The organism is Pseudarthrobacter sp. GQ63 (assembly GCF_059758765.1).
In genome coordinates this window covers 13,519-33,284 of sequence record NZ_JCAXEF010000006.1, presented here as the reverse complement: position 1 = coordinate 33,284, position 19,766 = coordinate 13,519, and the positions used below count along the sequence as shown (strand labels likewise).

Genomic DNA, 19,766 nt, shown 5'->3' with positions numbered 1-19,766 from the left:
CGTACGCCACACAACACTGCCATGATCTCTCCTGAACGCTTCAGCTCCCCGCACCCCTGCGGGCCCCAAAGACGTGGAGATCATCGTGGAACCCACTGCCCCTTCCCTTGACCGGCAATCCCCCGGCCGCAGGAAGATCATTCTTGACTGCGACCCCGGGCATGACGACGCTGTGGCGTTGCTGCTCGCGCACGGCAACCCGGACATCGACCTGCTGGCCGTGACAACGGTCGTGGGAAACCAGACCCTGGAAAAGGTCACCCGCAACGCCCTGGCCGTCGGCACCATCGCCGGCATCACCGGTGTGCCCTTCGCCGCCGGCTGCGGACGCCCCCTGGTGCGCAGCACCGAAACCGCCCCGGACATCCACGGGGACAGCGGCATGGACGGCCCGGAACTTCCGCCGTCGGACATTGACCTGGACCCCCGCCACGCGGTGGAGCTCATCATCGATACCGTCATGGCGCACGAGCCCGGCACCGTCACCCTGGTGCCCACCGCCGGCCTGACCAACATCGCCCTCGCCGCCCGCAAGGAACCGCGCATCGTGGAACGCGTGAAGGAAGTTGTCCTCATGGGCGGCGGCTACCACGTGGGCAACTGGAGCGCCGTGGCGGAGTTCAACATCATCATCGACCCCGAGGCCGCGCACATCGTCTTCAACGAAAAGTGGCCGGTGGTGATGGTGGGCCTGGACCTGACCCACCAGGCGCTCGCCACCCCGGACGTCGTGGAAAAAATTGCTGCGATCGGCACCAGGCCCGCAAAATTCGTCACCGAACTGATGGACTTCTTCGCCCATACCTACAAGGACGCCCAGGGCTTCGACCACCCGCCGGTCCACGACCCCTGCGCCGTGGCCTACGTGATCGACCCCAGCATCGTCACCACCCGCAAGGTGCCGGTGGACATTGAGCTGCAGGGCAAGCTGACGCTCGGCATGACGGTGGCGGACTTCCGCGCCACCGCGCCGGCGGACTGCCACACCAGCGTCGCCGTGGACCTGGACCACGAAAAGTTCTGGAACCTGGTCACCGAGGCCTTGGTCAACATCGGTGATCCGCTCACCGGTGCCGCGCGCACCACACAGAACGCGGCCGACGTCGACCGCCAGGAACGTGCCGACCTCACCGTAGGAGGCGTGAAGTAAATGACCGCCACCGTCCTCGAAACCCGAACCGCCAAGGGCAACGTCACCGCCCTGATGGTCGCCCTGCTGGCAGCCTGCGTGGCCTTCCAGCTCAACGCCTCCATGCTCAGTCCCGCCCTGGTGACCATGGGCGAGGAGCTCAACACGGACCAGGCCGTCATCGGCCTCTCCCAGACCTGGTTCTTCACCGCGGCCGCCCTGTTCTCCCTGTTCCTGCCCCGCCTGAGCGACATCGTGGGCCGCAAGAAGATCCTGATGGGCATGATGCTCCTGATGGCCGTGGGATCCGTCATCGCAGCCCTCGCACCGGACGTCACGTGGCTCTTCGTGGGCCGCATCATCCAGGGCGTCAGCGGCCCCACCGTTCCGCTCTGCCTCATCATGCTGCGCTCCGCGGTCAGCAACCCCCGCAAATACGGCACCCTCATGGGCCTGATCACGGCCGTCAACGGCGGCGTGGCCGGTGTGGACTCCTTTGTGGGCGGCTACTTCGCCGAGAACTTCGGCTTCCGCAGCATCTTCTGGCTCATGGTGGTGCTGGCCCTGGCTGCCTCCGCGCTGATCGCGTTCCTGGCCGGTGAAAGCAAGCCGGCCGCCGGCACCCGGATGGACTGGCAGGGTGTGTTCTTCATTGTCGTCGCCGTGGGCGCGCTGCTCACCGCCCTGAACGAAGGCGCCAAGCTGGTGGGCGCCTTCTCCTCCGGCACCCTGATGCTGAGCCTCACGCTGGTGCTGGTGTCCGCCGCCGCGTTCTACCTGTTCTGGCGGACCGAAAAGCGGGCCAGCCAGCCAATGGTTGAGACCGTGCACCTGCGCCAGCGCTCCACCTGGGCGCCGCTGCTCACCACCACGCTGACCATGACCGGCATCTTCGCCGTCATCAACGGCATCGTCCCCGCCTACGTCCAGGCCGCCGACCCCGGTTTCGGCATCGGACCCACCGAAATGTCGCTCATCATCCTCACGCCGTATGCCCTTCTCGGCTGGGCGGTGGGGCCACTCAGCGGCAGGCTCGCCCCCGTGCTCGGCTACACCAAGGTGCTGCGCATCGGCCTCCTGGGCAGCATCGCGGCGCTGGCCATCATCGCGTTCTTCGGCCTGAACAGCCTGCCCCTGATGATCGCCGGCACGGTGTTGCTGGGCATCATGTACGCCGGTACGGTCAACATCATGCTCAACGGACTCGGTGTTGTCCTTTCACCCGCCGGCAACCCGGGCTTCCTGCCGGGCATGAACGCGGGCGCCTTCAACCTCGGCGCAGGCCTCAGCTTCCTGGTGCTGCCCGCCGTCCTTGTGGCGACGGCGGCCCTCGGCGATGCGAAGGCGTCCTACCTGACCGTCGTGGTGGTCGGCCTCGCGCTCACCATCGCCGCGTTCGCCGCCTCGCTCCTGATCCCCAAGCCGGTTGAAGCCGAGGTGGCGGAGTGAACGCCGCCGTCGACAAGGCAGGCCGGATCGTCGTCGTCGGCTCCCTGAATGCCGACCTCACCATCTACTGCGAACGCCTTCCGCTCCCCGGCGAGACGGTGCACGGCAACGGCTTCGCGGTGAACCCGGGCGGGAAGAGCGCCAACCAGGCAGTTGCCGCGAGCCAGCTGGGCGGGAGCGTCAGCCTGGTGGGCGCGGTGGGGGAGGACCCCAACGGCGCCATGCTGCTCTCCTCCGCCGCCCGCGCCGGGGTGGACGTCGGGCACGTCCGCACAGCGTCCGAGCCCACGGGCGTGGCGGTCATCGCGGTCGATGCCGGCGGCGAGAACAACATCATCATCTCGGCAGGCGCCAACGGCACCCTGTCCCCGGCGGACGTGGCGGAGGCCTCGGACGTCCTGGAGCAGGCCGCCGTCGTCTGCCTTTGCCTGGAGGTGCGCATGGAGACGGTGCTCGCCGCGGCACAAGCAGGGCACGACGCCGGCGCAACAGTCCTGCTCAATCTCTCGCCGTACGGCGAGGTGCCGGAGGAGCTGACCGTCCTCACCGATGTCCTGCTGGTCAACGCGCATGAGGCCGCGCTGTTCCTGGGCGACGGTGCCGCGGCCCCGGACCCCGGTGCTGCTGATTCCGAGTGGGACAGGGTGCGCCTGCGCTTTGCGGAGCAGGGGATCCGGCAGGTGCTGGTGACGCTCGGTTCGCAGGGCTCAGTGGTGCTGGACTCGGTTGCGCCCGAGAGTTCCCGGGTGGTCCGGATTGCGCCCACTACGGTCAAGGCCGTGGATACCACCGGGGCGGGTGACGCCTTCACCGGTGCCGTTGCCGTCCGGCTGGCCGCCGGGGACGCGCTCGCCGGAGCGGCTGCCTATGCGTCCGTGGCTGCGGCACTGGCCACCACTCGGAAGGGAACCCAGGCTGCCTACCCGGAGGCGGCGGACGTGCAGCGGGTGCTGCGGGCCTAGGGAGTAACGTCAGGCGCCGCCGTGGTGCGCGACGCCAGGAAACACGGAGAGGGTGGGGAGGCCGCTGCGGCCTCCCCACCCTCTCCCGTTTTGCAGCCGATTCCCTACTTGGCCAAGAAGGTCAGGAGCGCCTGGTTGAACTCATCGGGGTGGCTCACATTGCAGCCGTGCGGGGCGTCACGGAGGACGTGCAGGTCGCTGCTGGGCAGTGCTGCATGGGTCCGGGCGCCGGATCCTTCGAGGGGCACGGTTCCGTCCCCGTCGCCATGAAGGACGAGCGCCGGGACGGTGACGTTGGGCAGGTCGCCGCGGAAGTCGGTGGTACCGAAGGCCTCCATGCAGGCCAGGGCGGCTTTCTTGTCAGCCTGCTTGCACAGCCGGAGGGCATCCTGCCGCTGCTGCTCGGTGACCTTCAGCTCGCCGTTGACGGAGAAGAACTGGCGGGTGAAATCGTCGTAGAAGGACTCTTCATCCTTGCTCAGGCCGGCGGTCATTTCGGCTGCTGCTTCCTTGGTGAGGGGCCCCTCCGGGTTGTCTTCGCCCTGCATCATGTACGGGGGGACGGCCGCGGCGAAAACAACGCTGCGCACCCGGTCGGAACCGAACTTGGTGAAGTAGCGGGCTACCTCGCCGCCGCCCATGGAGAACCCCACCAGCGTCGCGTCGTTAAGGTCCAGTGCCTCGAGGAGGGCGTTCAGGTCCTCCGTGAGGGTGTCATACGTGTAGCCGCCGTGGGGCTTGTCGCTGCGCCCGAAGCCTCGCCGGTCGTAGGTGATGACCCTGTAGCCGGCAGCCTGCAGTGCCGGAACCTGGGCGGCGAAGGATTCCCCGGACAGGGGCCACCCATGGATGAGGACCACAGGCCGGCCCGTGCCGCCCGTGTCGTCGACGTGCAGGTTGGTGTCCTTGAACAGGCCGTGATGGGCAGTAACTTCTGTCATGAAGAGCCTCCGACTGTGAGTTGGGATCGGCGTCCGTGGCCGAACGTTAACTCATTCGTCAGCAGGCTGTCTTTCGGATGGGTCGTGGTTTACTGCGGTGGCTCCCGTGGACCCCGGCCGGTCAGGGGCCGCCGTCGTGCTTGATGCCGGGTGCCCCCGGTACTTCGGCGGGGCGCCCGGTGAAACGGTCCATGGTCCGGTTGATGCCCAGCACGTCCATGAGCCGGTCGAAGGCGGCGACCGGAAGCAGCCGGGCTGCCGGGACCAGGTTAACGAGCGGCGGGAGGACCAGCTTCTGCCGCCCGCGTTCGACGGCGTCCAGCACCTTGGCCGCCACGGCCTCCTCTTTGAGGATGGGAAGCAGGCGCGGGAACCGGGTCCGGACGCCGTCGAACATGCCCGTATCGATGTAATAGGGGCAGACCACCAGGGTGTTGACGCCGGTCCTGCCCGCCCGCAGCTCGGCACGCAGCGACTCGTTGAAGCCGAACGCCGCGAATTTGCTGGCGGAGTAATCGGTCTGCCTGGCGACGCCCACCAGCCCGGCGGCGCTGGCAACTGTCACTACCGTGCCGCGGCGGCGGGCAGCCATGCCGGGGAGGAATGCGCGCGTCACCCAGTACAGTGCCAGGACATTGACGTTGAAGGTCCGCACAATATCCTCGTCGGCAGCGTCCAAAAGCAGCCTGCCCGTGACCACGCCTGCATTGTTGATCAGCACGTCCACCGGACCGGCAACGGTGGCCGCCGCCTGCACGGCCTCCCTGTCCGCAACGTTCACGGTCTGCGCTTCCGCCAGGCCGCCGGCGCTGCGGATTTCATCGCGGACCTCCCTGCCGCCTTTGGCCGAGACGTCCCAGATGACCACCCGCGCACCCCGCCGGGCCGCCGCCAAAGCCATGCGGCGGCCCAGCCCGCTGCCGCCACCGGTGATGAGCACGGTGCTGCCGGAGAGCGGCGTCCCGCCGGCCATCAGCGCAGCCGTCCCATCAGCATGAGCGCGCCCTTGACCATCCTGGTGTACCGCTGGTTGGCCATGCCGGGCGGCGGCCCCACGGGAACCAGCCGCTGCTGGGCCACCGTTTGGGCTTCCGTGTACTTGAGGATGCCTTCCTTCCCGTGGCGCCGCCCCACACCGGAATCCTTCATCCCGCCCATGGGGGCATCGTGGGACGCCCACGCGGCGGAGTAGCCGTCGTTAATGTTGACCGTCCCGGCGAGCAGGCGCCGCGCTACGTCCTGGCCGTGCCGCGCGGACCAGACGCTGGCGTTGAGTCCATAGTGGGAGTCGTTGGCCAGGGCCACAGCTTCGTCGTTGTCCTCCACCTGGTAGACCGCCACCACGGGCCCGAACGTCTCCTCCCGCGCAACCACCATCTCCCCGGTGACGCCGGTGAGGATGGTGGGCTCGTAGAAGTACGGGCCGAGGTCCGGCCGGGGCCGCCCGCCCGTGATCACGCGGGCGCCCTTCGCCCGGGCGTCCTCTACATGCGCGCTGACCCGGTCCAGCTGCCGTTGGCCCGTGAGCGAGCCCATGTCGATGTCCCAGCCCGGCCCGGACCCCAAACGGATCCCTTCCACATGCGCAGTGAAAGTTGCCAGGAAGTCCTCGAAGACGGCGCGGTGGACGTAGATGCGTTCCATGCTGATGCACAGCTGTCCGGAGTTGGAGAAGCAGCCCTGCGCCGCACCCCTGGCCGCCTTGTCGAGAACGGCATCGGCGAGGACCAGGGTGGCGTTCTTCCCGCCCAGCTCACCCGAGAAGCCGATCAGCCGTTCGGCGCACTGCTGTGCCACGATCTTCCCGGTCCCGGAGGAGCCCGTGAACATGAGGAAGTCCACGCCGCTGATCAGTGCCGGGCCCAGCGTCGGCCCGTCACCGGTCACGATCTGGAACAGGTCCCGGGGAAGCCCGGCTTCCCGCAGCAGCTCCAGGGCGAGCAGTGCCGTGAACGGGGTCTGGGAATCCGGCTTGAGGACGCAGGCGTTGCCAGCCAGCAGGGCGGGGATCGCATCCGAGACGGCAAGGGTCAGCGGGTAGTTCCACGGGCTGATGATGCCCACCACGCCTTTGGGGAGCCGGTACTCCACGGTCCGGGTCAGGCCCGGCGCCGCTCCGGTGCGGCGGGCGGGGCGGAGGAAGCGTCCGGCCGTGCGCCGGTAGTAGGCGGCGGTCAGGGCGGCGTCCGCGAGCTCCTCGAAGGCATTGAGCCGCGACTTGCCGCTCTCCGCCTGGACCAGGTCCAGGATCCCCGCCTCCCGCTGGAGCAGCAGCGCGTGGAACCGGCCGACGACGGCGCGGCGCTCGCGGAGGGGAACAGCGGCCCACTCGCGCTGGGCTGCCCGGGCACTTTCGACGGCGGCCGCCACGTCATCCGGCGTGCAGACGGGGACGGCGCCCACCGTGCTGCCGTCCAGCGGGGAATGGGAGTCCTGCGTGGGCCGGCCCGGTCCGCAGGTCACCAGGTCCGGCAGGTGATAAAGATCCGCAGGCGCTGCAAGCCTGTGGCCGGTTGCTGCCGGCGTGGTTTCCGGCTCGGTGATGCTGGTCATTGTGGTCCCCTTTGGCGGCAATGTAGTTTCCGAGCCTAGCCGCAGAAGCACACGTGGGTCCGGCGGCGCCTGGGAATTCAGGAGCCGGGAGGTCGGTACCTAATCTCACCGGCTTTCTGCAGGGCTTCCATGGTCTCCTCCACACTCATCAGCACCGTGGTTTCAAACGTGCTCAGCGCGCCGCCTCCGCTGATGGCCAGTGCCACCGCTGCCATGGAGACGTTGTCCGGGGCTTCCCACAGGTTGTAGCCGTCATGGCTGCCGAAGGCATACCAGAATCCGTGCAGCTTTCCGCCTACCGATTCGATGTACGCCTGCGCGGCTTTCCGCCGGTCTTCGGGGTTGTTGATCAGCCGGCCCCAGGTCTCCGGTGTGTAGCTGAACCTTGACAAATACAGAGGCATTTTTCCTGTCCCTTCATTGAGTTCTGGAGTGCGGATTCACCCAGAATGGCAGTGCGCTGATGGCACGGCAACGGGCTTTGTCATGGGCTGGCGGTACGTTCGGCACATGGTGCAGCGGCATAGGCATTACTACGGTGAAGACCCCAGCCAGTGGGGCGAGCTGTTCCTCCCTGAGGTGCCCGGCGGCGGTGCCCACCGGGGTGTGGTGGTGGTGATCCATGGAGGCTACTGGCGGTCAAAGTACGGGGCGGAGTTGGGGGAGCCGCTGGCTGGGGACCTCGCGGCGCACGGGATGGCGGCCTGGAACCTGGAGTACCGCCGGGCAGGGAACGGGGCCGGCTGGCCGCATACGTTCCGGGACATCCTGGCGGGCATCGACAAACTGCAGGAGCTGGCCGGTCCCCATGCCCTGGACCTGGCCAGGGTGGTGGCGCTGGGCCACTCCGCCGGCGGGCACCTCGCCGTGTGGGCGGCAGGCCGCGGCCGGCTGCCCCACCTGGGGCTGCAAGCGGAGCACCGGGAGGTGAGTGTGAAGAACGACGGCGTCCGCCTCACCGGGGTGGTGAGCCAGTCCGGCGTCCTGGACCTGGCGGAAGCGGAAAAGCTAAACCTCAGCGATGGTGCCGTGGCCAACTTCCTTGGCGGGCCGTCGTCGGAATTCCCCGGCCGGTACCGGTACGCGGACCCCATGGCCGCGCTCCCGCTGGATGTTCCCGTCTTCGCCGTCCACGCCACGGAGGACGAGGACGTGCCGTTGGCCATGTCCACTTCCTACGTGGAGGCGGGCAAGTCCGGACCAGTGCCTGCGCGGCTGGTCACAGTGTCCGGGGACCACTATGCGCTGATCGATCCAGGGTCCCAGGCCTACAGAAGGTGCCGCGGATTTGTGCAGGAGCTGCTGCGGTGAGGCGCTCGGCGTGCCGAGCCCGCAGTTGTCCTGAAGTACAGTGACGGCCATGGACATTCCCTGGCAGCACGGTGCCTGGACCCACCCGCCCGTTTCCGCCGTCGAGCACGGCACGGATCTGCTGGTCACCGCCAAGGAAGGCAGCGACGCCTGGCGAACCACCTCGTACGGTTTTATCCACGACAGTGAGCACGCCCTCCTGGCACCTTTTCCGCCGGATTCCGCGGTGGAAGTGGAATTTACCGCTGACTTTTCCGAGCAGTTCGACCAGGCCGGGATCTTCGTGCGCATCTCTGCCGGGCAGTGGGTCAAGGCCGGCGTCGAGTTTGCCGACGGCTCCTGCCAGCTCGGGGCGGTGGTCACCGATGGGATGTCTGACTGGTCCCTGGCTCCCGTTCCGGACTGGAGGGGGATGCGGGTGCTCATCAGGATTAGCCGCGCCGGTGACGCGCTCACCATCCGGGCAAGCGCCGCCGACGGGCCCCTGCAGTTGGTCCGGCTGGTCCCGCTCGATCCCGCCGCGGATGCCCACGCCGGGCCCCTCATCTGTGCCCCGACCAGGTCAGGCCTGGCCGTTCCCTTCCACGCCTGGCGGACCACGGAAGCCGACGGCGCCCTGCACTGACGCCCGCCTGCCGTCCCCGGACGTCGTCACGGACCGCCGTTGGCTGCCCTCTTTCTGGCAGAGTATGACCATGCTCACTGTTATTGGCGAAGGCCTTGTTGACGTTGTCCAGCGCGCCTCGGGAATTGAAGCCCACGTGGGCGGCAGCCCGCTGAACGTGGCGGTGGGCCTGGCCCGCCTTGACCACCCGGTGCAGTTCATCGGCCGGTACGGCCGTGACGCCTACGGCGATTCCGTCGCGGCGCACCTGCGCGCCAGCTCCGTCATGGTTCCAATGGGCCCCGATGACCTGCCCACCAGCGTGGCCACCGCCCTGATTGACGACGACGGCGCCGCCACCTACACGTTCGACCTCACCTGGGAGCTTCCCGGCATCGCCGACCGGCTTGCCTTCATGCTGCAGGGCACCACCCTGCTGCACACCGGCTCCATCGCCACCATGCTGGCGCCCGGCGCGACGGACGTGCTGGCCGCCGTCGAATACGCCCACCCGCACGCCACCATCAGCTTCGACCCCAACTGCCGGCCAAGCATCATCACCGACGTGGACTACGCGCGCCGGCACACGGAAAAGTTCGTGACCCTGGCGGACGTGGTCAAGGCCTCCGATGAGGACCTCGCCTGGCTGTACCCGGACATGGACGTGCTGGATGCCGCACGGCGCTGGTTGTCGCTGGGCGGATCCGAGGGACCCGCCATGGTGGTGGTCACGCGCGGCGCAGAAGGGCCCTGGGGAGTGTGCCATGCCGGTGAAGCAAAAGTGCCGGCACCCCGGGTTGAGGTGGCGGACACCGTGGGCGCTGGCGATTCGTTCATGGCGGCACTGCTCTCAGGCCTGGTGGACCGCGGCCTGGACGGTGCACAGAACCGGAAGGACCTTCGCGAACTGCCGGCCGAGGGGCTGGCCGAGCTCCTGGCGCATGCTGCCCGGGCCGCAGCGGTGACGGTTTCCCGGCCCGGGGCCAACCCGCCCACGCGGGCTGAACTGGATGCGGTTCTCTAGTTCAGTAGAAAAGCATCTCACTTAGGTGTGAAACCGACATAATGCTGTTAGTCTGGTGTCGCACCTACAGAGAGTGAGCAATGATGCTTCTCGAAAGAGACCTCATCCAGTCCGTCGGCTTCCGCAATGTCACCGAGGGCGGGCGCGTGACCGGCTTCCAGTTCCGGGTCCGGATGCCGTCGTACCGTGGCATGGCGGCGTCCCTGATCGACGGCATCGCGGTCCGGGTAGGCGACATCGTCGACGTCGGCCCGGACCTTCCGCTGTGGACATTCGGCGGGCGGACCTACACGCTCCAGCAGCTCTGGGATAGCGAGGGCGTGCGCTGGCCCCTTGAAGAAGCGGCATTGGTTACCGTCCCTTTCGACGGCGGCCTGCCCCAGGGCGTCCACGAGGTCACCATTGAGCTGCGGCTGCGGATGTCCTACATTCCGGTCGAGCACCAGCCCACCATCCACCGCGTCAGCCGCTCAATCACGCTGGCTCCGGAAGGCGGCGGGGGCACCTTCCGCTACGGTGTTTCCCTCTACAGCTACATGGGTGACTACGGCACCGTGATGGACCTGGAAACCGCACTGGCCTCCGTTGCCGACGTTGGGGCCACCGGTGTCGAAATCCTCGGCGAAGGGCACATGCCCAGCTATCCTGAACCGTCTCCTGCCTGGCTCGATACCTGGTTCGGCTTGCTCGAGAAGTACTCGCTGGAGCCCACCAATTACGGCTCCTGGATTGATACCCGGCTGCACCCGGGCCGCAGTATGACCGCTGCCGAGGGTGCCGAGGCGCTCCAGCGCGACCTGCGTCTTGCCCGCCGGCTGGGCTTCGGTTTCGTCCGCCCCAAGATCGGCGTCGTATCCAGCGACCTGGTGCCGGACCCCATCTGGACCGAATCCGTGGAGCGTTCCCTGGACCTGGCCCATGAGCTCGGGATCATCATCTGCCCTGAAATCCATTCGCCCACACCCATCAAACATGCGGTGGTTGATGACTACATCGGCCTCATCGAGCGGACCGGAACCAAAAACTTCGGCCTGCTCATCGACACCGGGATTTTCCAGGACCGGCCCATCCCGCTCCGCGAAGGCGAGACCCGTGAAACCCGGCCCGCCTTCCTGGACGGCATCGGCGTCGACCCCGCAGATTTCAAGGACATCGCGCAGTACGTGGTGTTCGTCCAGGCGAAATTCCACGACATCAACGAGCAGCTGGAGGACCAGCAGATTCCCTGGCTGCCCGTGCTCAAGGTGCTCAAGGACTCGGGCTACACCGGTTATCTGTCCAGCGAATACGAGGGCGAACGCACGCCCTGGCGGGCCACCGAACAGGTCCGCCGCCAGCACGCACTGATCCGCAGGATCACCGCGGAACTTCCCTGAATTCCACTCCTCCTCCCAGCAAAGAGAACAACCATGCCCAACGGACTTCTTGACGATGCAAGCCTGCGCACCCACCCGGAGGGCCTAGCTCTTTCCCTGACCATCCCCTGGTACCGGAGCCTCTGGCTCTCATCCGTCTCCAGCCTCAAACTGACGGTTGACGGCGACGAGGTCCCCGCCGCGGACCTGTCCCTGGAACTGGGCGGCGTCCGGTATGCCCTCCCGGACCTGCCCGCCCAGGGCGAAACCCTCTGGTACCTCCAGGAGCATCCCCTGCTCATCGCCAGGAGGGAGAACCCGCTTGCGCTGGGGGAGCAGCACACGGTCCAACTGCTGGGAGAGCTGCGCCTGCCCTATATGCAGATCGCGCCGGGGCAGGACGGCGGCCCGGGCGTGTATGTGCCCAACTTCGTCAACCAGACGCTGGACCTGGTGGTCACGGACAAGTCTGCACCGGCTCCGGCATTGACCACGGCTTTCACGCCGCCGCCTCCCAAAGCGGCAGAGGACCCGTTCTCGCTGGGGCTGACCCTGTACTCAGCCAGTGCCGAGTTCCGGGCCGGCTGGTACGACTTTGACGGCCTCTTGAACAGGGTGGCCGAGCTGGGCATCGGCCCGGGCATCGAGATCGTTGCCTCCCAGGTCCTGCCCACCTATCCGAGGGTCACCGAAGACTTCGCCCGCTCGTGGCAGGAAGCCTTTGACAAGCACGGCTTCACCGCAAGCTCCTTCGGCGCCAACCTGGACATGGGACGCCGTCGCGACCGCGACATGACGCCGGACGAGGAATACGAGTTCACAGAGACCCTCTTCCACGGCGCCAAGAGGCTGGGATTCCCGCTGGTGCGCATCCAAAGCGCAAAACCGGACCTGCTGCGCCGGCTCCTGCCGCTGGCAGAGGACCTGGAGCTCAAACTTGCCTACGAGATCCACGCACCGCTGGGACCCAATGCGACTGAAATCATGAAGGTACGCGACGTGTACGCCGAGCTGGATTCACCACTGCTGGGATTCGTGGCGGACTTTTCGTCAACCATGCACAGCATGTCGCCGACACTCCTGCGGGCCGTCCGCCGTGCGGGCCTGGATGAGGACGCCGTCCGGACGTTGCAGGCCATCTGGGCAACCGACGCCCCGATGCGCGCACGGCAGGAGGAGTTCATCGACTACCTCCGGGGACAGGACTTCGACCCTGCCCGCCTGGGATCCTTCGCACACCTCGCCTTCAACATGCACGGCCACGTCAGCCCAACGGAGTGGGCGGACATCATGCCGCAGATCATGCATGTCCACGCCAAGTTCTACGACATCGATGAAGAGGGCAACGAACCGGCGATCAATTACCCGGAACTCGTCCGGGTCTTTGTGGAGGGCGGCTACCGCGGCAACTGGTCCAGTGAGTGGGAAGGCCACGCTTTTGCCGAGCTCGGCGAGGTGGATCCGCTGGTACTGGTCCGGAAGCAGCACGACCTGATCCGCAAGAGCATGCGGTCAGTGCCGGCGCCAGCGTAACGAGCCGACTGCCCCGTGCCCCTCCGGTCAGCCGGCAGGGGCACTGGGGCGTTTAAGCGCACCGGGCTTCTACGGGGCGTCCGTGGCGGTGGCCGCCGCCACGATTCCGGCAGCCTCCTTGAAGAGATCCCGCATCCACTCGTGCTCCGAATCCCGGTTGTGCACCGGGTGCCACCACAGGGCGTTGACCAACGGCGTGGCATCGAAGGGCAGCGGCAGGATCCGCACCCCGCCCACGCGCAGCGCAAGGGGCGCCAGCGCCGCCTGGATCAGGGCGATCCGGTTGGTCCCCACCACGAAGTGCGGCAGGGACTGGAAGCTCTCCACCACCACGTCCACGCGGGGCTCCACGCCGAGCTGCATGATGTGGCGTTCGGCCGAGGTTGACGCCGAGCGGGTCTGGTAGGTCATCACCCACGGGAGCTCTGCGATGTTCTCCATGGTGATTTTCTCGCCGACGGCGGCGTTGGAGGAAGAAACGACGGCGACCCAGCCGTCCCGCCACAGGTCCAGGTAGGGGAGCCCGGTGAGGAAGCCGTGCGGAATCACCATGCCGTCCACCGAGCGCAGGCGGTTGGCGGCATCCTCCACCACCATCGGGTTGTGCAGCATAAAACGGAACCGGACTCCGTGGGCGCGTTCGGCAGCGAGCTCGGAAACAACCCGCCCGATGGTGGTGAAGCCGTAATCCGAGCCGTAGATGGAAAACTCGCGCTCGGACTCGGCGGGCTCCCACGTTGCCTGGCTTTCGAAAACCCGGCGCGCAGCTTCCAATGCCGTGGTGGTGTGTTCCGCCAGGCGCAGGGCGAAAGGCGTCAGCTCATAGGCGTTGCCGCGGCGGGCCAGGATGGGATCCCCGAAATGGGATCGGAGCCGCGCCAGCGAGGCGCTCAAGGCCGGCTGGCTCAGGTGGAGCCGCTCGGCCGCCCTCGTCACGCTCCGCTCCGTAATGAGGGCATCCAGCGAGATCAGCAGGTTGAGGTCGAGCCGGGAAAGCAGGACATTATTTGTCACGGCACGGCGATCTTTCAACGGTGAATTTTCGTCAGGCCAGTCTATCAGCGGGATCAATAGGAGTGGTGGTTTCCATCACATTTACCGATGCAGAACGGTTCTGCAGACCCCCGTGAGACTTATGTCTGTCATCGGCAATACTTATGTGCTTTTTCTGCACATCTCCCTCATACTGGTGAGTGACCGGGCTCACGGCTCCCGGATAGTTTTCGACAACGAAGTCAGAAAGGCTGGACATGACACAGCACCGCCGCTACTCGGGTCTCAAGGCCGGCGCCCTTGCAGTTCCCACCATCGCAGCCCTCGCTCTTACCGGCTGCGCAGCCTCCACCGGAACCACCTCCTCCGCTCAGGGATCGCAGGAATTCTCCCTGTCGTTCGCCACCTCCAACACCATTGAGAGCCCTTTCCAGGTTTTGGGGGAGAAATACATGGAGGCTAACCCGAACGTGAAGATCACGTTCAACCCGCAGCCCAATGACTCCTATGACCAGACCCTGCGCACGCAGCTCCAGGCCGGAAACGCCTCAGACATCGTGGTGACCTCCCCGGGCAGCGGCCAGGGGCGCAGCATCCTTCCGCTGGCGGAGGCCGGGTTCCTTGAGCCCCTGGATGACTCCGCCAAGGACCTCCTGCCGGAAGGCAGCGCCAGCACCTTCGGCCCGGAGGGCAAGGTTTTCGGCCAGGCAACGGCCATCACCGTCTCCGCGCTGGTCACGAACGAGGCCGCGGTTAAAGAGGCCGGAGAGTTCCCCGCGGACTTCACGGCCCTTGAAGAGCAGTGCAAATCCCTCGAATCGTCCGGGAAATCCCTCTTCGCCCTTGCCGGCGCGGCGCCTCCCAACACGGGCCTCACTGCGATGTCCCTCGCAGCCTCCCGCGTCTACGCGGAAGACCCCCAGTGGAACGAAAAGCGCGCAGCCAAGGAAGTTACCTTCGCAGGTTCGGACGGCTGGAAGTCAGCGCTGGAAGCAGTCAACACCCTGAAGGACGCCGGCTGCTTCCAGAAGGGTGCCGCCGGCGCCGGTTTTGACGCCATTACCAAGGGCCTTGCCAGCGGGACGTCACTGGCAGGATTCATCCCGGCCACCAGCTGGAAGCAGCTGCAGTCCGCTGCTGCCGGCTCCGAATTCAACGTGCGCGCGCTTCCGGCTGAAGGCTCGGGCAACGAATACCTGTATGCCAGCGCCAACTACGCCTTCTCCATCAACGCGGCGTCCAAGAACAAGGATGCCGCCAAGGCATTCCTCGAATGGGCCGCCGAACCGGAGCAGACCAAAGCCTTTGCCGAGATCGACGGCGCCCTGCCGGTCAGCGGACTCGACAGCTACGACTTCGACGGCGGCGCCTACAAGAACGTCGGCGACCTGATCAAGGACGGAAAGTACGGACCGCTGCCCAACATCCAGTGGCCCAACTCCGCGGTCTACGACGCACTTGCCACCGGCGTCCAGGGCATCATCACGGGCCAGAAGACCCCTGACCAGGTCCTGCAGGCCATGGACGCAGCCTGGGGACAGTGACAGTTCTCCATCACCAACGGTCCGTCGACTCCAAGGGACAAGCAAGGATTACCATGACTGCGACGATGCAACCCAAGAGCGAAGCAGCTGAAGCACCCCGGCGAGGCGGACGCACCCCGGGGGCGGGCACCAACGCCCGCCCCCGCGGGCGCGGCCTGCAGTTCGGACACTGGTGGTGGGCCCTGCCCGGCATCGCACTCGTTTTCGCCATCCACTACGTAGCCACCGGCATCGGGGGCTTCTTCGCCTTCACCAACTGGACCGGCATTGGCTCGTTCCAGATCGTGGGATGGCAGAACTTCGAAGCCATTTTCAAGGACCCTGCCAAGGTGGGGGCACTGTCCAACACGCTGTTCCTCGCGTTCGGCTCCGTCCTGCTCGGCAATGTCGCCGGGCTCATCATCGCCCTTGGCCTGAACCGGGTCCTGAAGACGCGGTACATCCTCCGGACCCTCTTTTTTATGCCGGTGGTGCTCAGCCCGCTCGCCACCGCCTACATCTGGAAGTACATTTTCGACTTCGACGGACCCATCAACGTCTTCCTCGCCTCGATTGGTGCAGGCGACCTGGCCAAACCCTGGCTTGCTGACCCGCAGTGGGCCATTTGGACCGTACTGGTGGTCCTCGTCTGGGGCACCACTGGCTTCGCCATGGTGATCTTTATGGCCGGACTTGCCGGCGTCCCGGTGGAGGTCGAGGAAGCCGCCGCTATTGACGGCGCAAACCTGTGGCAGCGCTTCCGCAACGTCACGCTCCCGGCCATCCGCCCCGCCGTCGCCATCGCCACCACGCTCGGCATCGTCCAGGGACTCCGGGTCTTCGACCCCATCATGGCGCTGACCGGGGGAGGCCCCGCCGGGGCCACCGAAACACTCGCCACCCAGGTCTACAAGCAGGCGTTCGCACTCGGCAACTTTGGCGGCGGAGCCGCGCTGGCATTGGTGCTCGCCTTCATCATCCTGTTTTTCGCCGTCATCCAGCAGCGGCTGACGCGTACGAGCCCCGAGGATTAACGATGTTCCGCTACACCAAAATCACCGTGCTGCGCGAAGTTGGCCTCTGGGCCCTGGCGCTGATCTTCCTGGCACCCTTCTACTTCCTGGTGACCACGGCACTGAAGCCGGACAGCGAGATGTACACGACGTCGCCACTGGCCCCGCCCAACAGCCCGGATTTCAGCAATTTTGTTGATGTCCTGACCGCCACCGGCAACTCCAACGTGGTCATGGGCCTCGTCAACAGCACCATTATCACCGCAGGCAGCATCGTTGGGCTGATTGCCCTTGGCTCCATCACCGGATACGTCATTTCCCGCAGTACCCGCCGCTGGAGCAAGGCCACGTACTACCTCTTTCTGATTGCCATCATCCTGCCCGGGCAGCTCGGCGCCGTCCCTCTCTACATGGGTGCGCGTGCCATCGGCCTGACGGGCTCGGCCTGGGGCCTGATCGTCCTCTACACCGGCATGCTCCTGCCGCTCTCGATCTTCCTGTACGCCAACTTTTTCCGAGGCCTGGGCACGGACTACGAGGAAGCCGCCACCATTGACGGCGCCACCAAGTCGCAGATCTTCTCCAAGGTGGTGTTTCCCATGATGGCCCCCGCCACGGGAACGGTCACCATCTTCGCCGGACTGATCGTCTGGAATGACTTCTTCACCTCCCTGATCTTCCTGGGAGGCTCGGCCAACCAGACGCTGCCGGTGGCCATGTACTACTACATCGGCTCACTGGTCTCCCAGTGGAACTCAATCTTCGCCATCGTGATTGTGTCCATGGTCCCCATCCTTGCCCTGTTCCTGTTCGCGCAGAAGCGCTTCATCCAAGGCTTTTCCGGCGGCCTGAAGGGCTGACCCTTCGCCGGTCGGCCACCACGCAGCGCTTGAAACGCACCGCGGCGGTCCTCCGCGCCCCAAAACGGGCCATTCCCGCCCGCCGCCATCCCATTTTTGCCCAATTCCCGACATCCCAGGAGACACGCATGTACCAGCTTGCGCCCAACATCGACCTATTGTTCTCGGAGGCCGGCAGCAGCCCTGCAGACCGCGTTCGTGCCGCAGCAGCCGCGGGCTTCGACGCGGTGGAAATGTGGGGTCCCACCGGCAAGGACATCCCCGCACTCAAGGACGCCCTCGAGGAAACCGGGATCCAGCTCACCGCCCAACTTGCCGAACCCCGGATGCAGTTCATGATCCCGCCCAAGGACCACGCTCCCTTCTTCTCGGGCCTCGATGCCGGCGTCGAGGTAGCGCAGCAGCTGGGCTGCCCCCGGATCGTGGTGGGCAGCGGAACCGGCTTCGGCGGGCGGAAGCGGCAGGACCAGCTGGACGAGCTGATCGAGATCTTCACCAAGGGCACAGCGCACATCGCCGGCTCCGGCATCACCCTGGTCCTGGAGCCCGTCAACATCCGGGTGGACCACCCCGGGGCACTCCTTGACCGGACAGCAGAAGCCGTCTACGTCGCCAAGGGCGTCAACTCACCGAATTTCGGAGTCCTCTACGACCTCTACCACTCCACCGTGGAGGGTGAGGACGTGGCCGCCGAGCTAGCCAACGCCGGCGACCTCATCAAGTACGTTCAGATCGCAGATGCCCCCGGCCGCGGCGAGCCCGGTTCCGGGTCCATCGACTGGCCGGCCCGCTTCGAAGACCTGCGGAACAGCGGCTACACCGGCCCGATCGGGCTGGAGTACTACCCCACCATCGACTCGGCAAAGTCGGTGCGGCGCATCCAGGAACTGGTGGCAGGGCGATGAGCGGAAGCCGGTATCCGGACGCCGTAGACGTCGCCATCGTTGGCAGCGGTCCCACGGCCTCGGCTTACGCCCGGATCCTTAGCGAGGAAGCCCCCGGTGCCACCATTGCCATGTTCGAGGTGGGCCCCACAGTCAGCAATCCGCCCGGGGCCCACGTGAAGAACATCGCGGATCCCGAACGCCGCAGCATCGCACAGCGCGCATCGGAAGGTCCCGGCGCCGGCGCTGAAACGGTGAGCTCTCCCGGCGCCGTCAAGAGCGGGGAACGCCGGGCACGCCCCGGAACCTACCTTCTGCAGGACGGGTACGCCTTCCCCGGCGAAGACGGAATGCCCGTCGCTGCCATGTCCAGCAACGTGGGGGGTATGGCCGCGCACTGGACCGCGGCCTGCCCACGGCCCGGAGGCAAGGAGCGCATCCCGTTCCTCGCCGACCTGGAGCAACTCCTGGGCGATGCCGAACGCCTCCTGGGGGTCACCACCCATGCCTTCGACGGTGCCCCGTTCGCGGACCTCGTCCGTAACCGGCTCGCAGCCGCCGTGGATAAGGGCCGCGGCCCCGCCTACCGGGTCCAGCCCATGCCGCTCGCAGTACACCGGCGGGAGGACGGCGCCCTTGCCTGGTCAGGTTCCGACGTCGTGATGGGTGAAGCCACCCGGGAAAACCCGCAGTTTCAACTCTTTGATGAGTCCCTGGTGACCCGTGTGCTGGTGGAAGACGGCGCCGCCGCCGGTATCGAGGTCCAGGACCGCCGCAGCGGGGAGACGCGCAGGGTGGCCGCCCGGTACGTGGTGGTGGGCGGCGACGCCTTGCGCACGCCGCAGTTGCTGTGGGCCTCAGGAATCCGGCCCGACGCCCTTGGCCGGTACCTCAATGACCAGGCTCAGGTGGTCTTCGCGAGCAGGTTGCGTGACGTCCAAGCCGAGATTGCGCCGGCAGCCGCCGGCGGTGCGCTCAGCGAGCAGGCCGGGGTGGCCTGGGTTCCCTACACGGACGAGGCGCCTTTCCACGGCCAGATCATGCAGCTTGACGCATCCCCGATTCCCCTGGCGGACGATGACCCCGTTGTCCCGGGCTCAATCGTGGGGCTTGGTTTGTTCTGTGCCAAAGACCTGCAGCGCGAGGACCGCGTGGCGTTCGACGACGGCGCCCGGGACTCGTACGGAATGCCTGCCATGCGCATCCACTACCGCCTTACGGACCGGGACAAGCAGGTGCTTGAACGCGCCCGGCAGGAAATTGTCCGCCTGGGCAAGGCGGTGGGTGAACCGCTGGACGAGCGCCCGTTCGTCCTTCCTCCGGGGGCATCCCTGCACTACCAGGGGACCACGCGCATGGGGCAGGCGGACGACGGCGAAAGCGTCTGTTCCCCGGACAGCCAGGTATGGCAGGTTCCCCGTCTGTTCGTGGCCGGAAACGGTGTCATTCCCACCGCCACGGCGTGCAATCCGACGCTGACAGCGGTTGCGCTCGCTGTACGCGGAGCGCGGAAAATCGCGCGGGACCTCAGCAACGCTTTACTTACGTCTGAATCAGACATTAGACTGACTAAATAAGGAATAAGTGGCACGTTGCTGCCATTCCGATCAAGCACCGGCATTCGCCCAATCA

At 66.5% G+C, this 19,766-nt stretch carries 18 protein-coding genes; 13 read left to right on the top strand and 5 right to left on the bottom strand.

Annotated elements, in window-relative coordinates; translation table 11 throughout:
• Positions 1–85: 85 nt before the first annotated feature.
• From uriH to AC6CHP_RS11805, 3 genes are read left to right on the top strand one after another with little or no spacing between them, the layout of a single operon-like run.
• A complete protein-coding gene (gene uriH / locus AC6CHP_RS11815) occupies positions 86–1,150 on the top strand; it encodes a uridine-preferring nucleoside hydrolase UriH (RefSeq protein WP_498230019.1) in 1,065 nt (354 codons plus the stop codon).
• Positions 1,151–2,578 (top strand): uridine transporter UriT, encoded by a 1,428-nt coding sequence (gene uriT, locus AC6CHP_RS11810; RefSeq protein ID WP_498230017.1) that lies wholly within the window; start codon positions 1,151–1,153, stop codon positions 2,576–2,578.
• Positions 2,575–3,540 (top strand): ribokinase, encoded by a 966-nt coding sequence (locus AC6CHP_RS11805; protein WP_498230015.1) that lies wholly within the window; start codon positions 2,575–2,577, stop codon positions 3,538–3,540. The genes uriT and AC6CHP_RS11805 overlap by 4 nt, the downstream gene beginning before the upstream one ends.
• A gap of 104 nt (positions 3,541–3,644) precedes the next feature.
• Here the strand turns inward: AC6CHP_RS11805 and AC6CHP_RS11800 are convergent, their stop codons facing one another.
• The 4 genes from AC6CHP_RS11800 to AC6CHP_RS11785 form a co-directional block, all read right to left on the bottom strand.
• Complete coding sequence (locus AC6CHP_RS11800; RefSeq protein ID WP_427117682.1) at positions 3,645–4,481, bottom strand: alpha/beta fold hydrolase; 837 nt, start codon at positions 4,479–4,481, stop codon at positions 3,645–3,647.
• A gap of 121 nt (positions 4,482–4,602) precedes the next feature.
• On the bottom strand, positions 4,603–5,454 hold the full coding sequence (locus tag AC6CHP_RS11795) for an SDR family oxidoreductase (protein WP_498230013.1): 852 nt from the start codon (positions 5,452–5,454) through the stop codon (positions 4,603–4,605).
• Positions 5,454–7,034, bottom strand: a complete 1,581-nt coding sequence (locus AC6CHP_RS11790; protein WP_498230011.1) for a succinic semialdehyde dehydrogenase — start codon at positions 7,032–7,034, stop codon at positions 5,454–5,456. Before AC6CHP_RS11790 ends, AC6CHP_RS11795 begins: the two co-directional genes overlap by 1 nt.
• Positions 7,035–7,111: 77 nt before the next feature.
• Positions 7,112–7,438: a GYD domain-containing protein gene (locus tag AC6CHP_RS11785; protein ID WP_188813658.1), complete on the bottom strand. Its 327-nt coding sequence runs from the start codon at positions 7,436–7,438 to the stop codon at positions 7,112–7,114.
• 106 nt (positions 7,439–7,544) lie between these two features.
• On the opposite strand from AC6CHP_RS11785, the gene AC6CHP_RS11780 reads away from it, so the two are divergent.
• The 5 genes from AC6CHP_RS11780 to AC6CHP_RS11760 all read left to right on the top strand — a co-directional run bounded on the left by AC6CHP_RS11780 (position 7,545) and on the right by AC6CHP_RS11760 (position 12,861).
• Positions 7,545–8,345 carry an alpha/beta hydrolase gene (locus AC6CHP_RS11780; RefSeq protein ID WP_498230008.1) on the top strand — a complete coding sequence of 267 codons (801 nt, stop codon included), beginning with the start codon at positions 7,545–7,547 and terminating at the stop codon, positions 8,343–8,345.
• 49 nt (positions 8,346–8,394) lie between these two features.
• Entirely contained in the window at positions 8,395–8,970 is a 576-nt protein-coding gene (locus AC6CHP_RS11775; RefSeq protein ID WP_498230007.1) for a DUF1349 domain-containing protein, read from the top strand.
• On the top strand, positions 8,870–9,973 hold the full coding sequence (locus AC6CHP_RS11770; RefSeq protein WP_498230005.1) for a carbohydrate kinase family protein: 1,104 nt from the start codon (positions 8,870–8,872) through the stop codon (positions 9,971–9,973). Before AC6CHP_RS11775 ends, AC6CHP_RS11770 begins: the two co-directional genes overlap by 101 nt.
• Before the next feature lie 83 nt (positions 9,974–10,056).
• On the top strand, positions 10,057–11,349 hold the full coding sequence (locus AC6CHP_RS11765) for a C-glycoside deglycosidase beta subunit domain-containing protein (RefSeq protein WP_498230227.1): 1,293 nt from the start codon (positions 10,057–10,059) through the stop codon (positions 11,347–11,349).
• 33 nt (positions 11,350–11,382) lie between these two features.
• Positions 11,383–12,861 (top strand): C-glycoside deglycosidase beta subunit domain-containing protein, encoded by a 1,479-nt coding sequence (locus tag AC6CHP_RS11760; protein WP_498230003.1) that lies wholly within the window; start codon positions 11,383–11,385, stop codon positions 12,859–12,861.
• A gap of 69 nt (positions 12,862–12,930) precedes the next feature.
• On the opposite strand, the gene AC6CHP_RS11755 is transcribed toward AC6CHP_RS11760, so the two are convergent.
• Positions 12,931–13,875, bottom strand: a complete 945-nt coding sequence (locus AC6CHP_RS11755; protein WP_498230001.1) for a LysR family transcriptional regulator — start codon at positions 13,873–13,875, stop codon at positions 12,931–12,933.
• Positions 13,876–14,111: 236 nt separating this feature from the next.
• Between AC6CHP_RS11755 and AC6CHP_RS11750 the strand changes: the two genes are divergently transcribed.
• The 5 genes from AC6CHP_RS11750 (at position 14,112) to carA (ending at position 19,711) form a co-directional block, all read left to right on the top strand.
• Entirely contained in the window at positions 14,112–15,398 is a 1,287-nt protein-coding gene (locus AC6CHP_RS11750) for an ABC transporter substrate-binding protein (RefSeq protein WP_188728700.1), read from the top strand.
• A gap of 53 nt (positions 15,399–15,451) precedes the next feature.
• On the top strand, positions 15,452–16,411 hold the full coding sequence (locus AC6CHP_RS11745; RefSeq protein ID WP_188728702.1) for a carbohydrate ABC transporter permease: 960 nt from the start codon (positions 15,452–15,454) through the stop codon (positions 16,409–16,411).
• 2 nt (positions 16,412–16,413) lie between these two features.
• Positions 16,414–17,250 carry a carbohydrate ABC transporter permease gene (locus AC6CHP_RS11740; RefSeq protein WP_188728704.1) on the top strand — a complete coding sequence of 279 codons (837 nt, stop codon included), beginning with the start codon at positions 16,414–16,416 and terminating at the stop codon, positions 17,248–17,250.
• Positions 17,251–17,378: 128 nt separating this feature from the next.
• The gene (locus tag AC6CHP_RS11735) at positions 17,379–18,155 is read left to right on the top strand and encodes a TIM barrel protein (protein ID WP_188728706.1); all 777 of its coding nucleotides are present in this window, start codon (positions 17,379–17,381) and stop codon (positions 18,153–18,155) included.
• On the top strand, positions 18,152–19,711 hold the full coding sequence (gene carA / locus AC6CHP_RS11730; RefSeq protein ID WP_188728708.1) for a c-glycoside 3-oxidase CarA: 1,560 nt from the start codon (positions 18,152–18,154) through the stop codon (positions 19,709–19,711). Before AC6CHP_RS11735 ends, carA begins: the two co-directional genes overlap by 4 nt.
• Positions 19,712–19,766 lie beyond the last annotated feature (55 nt).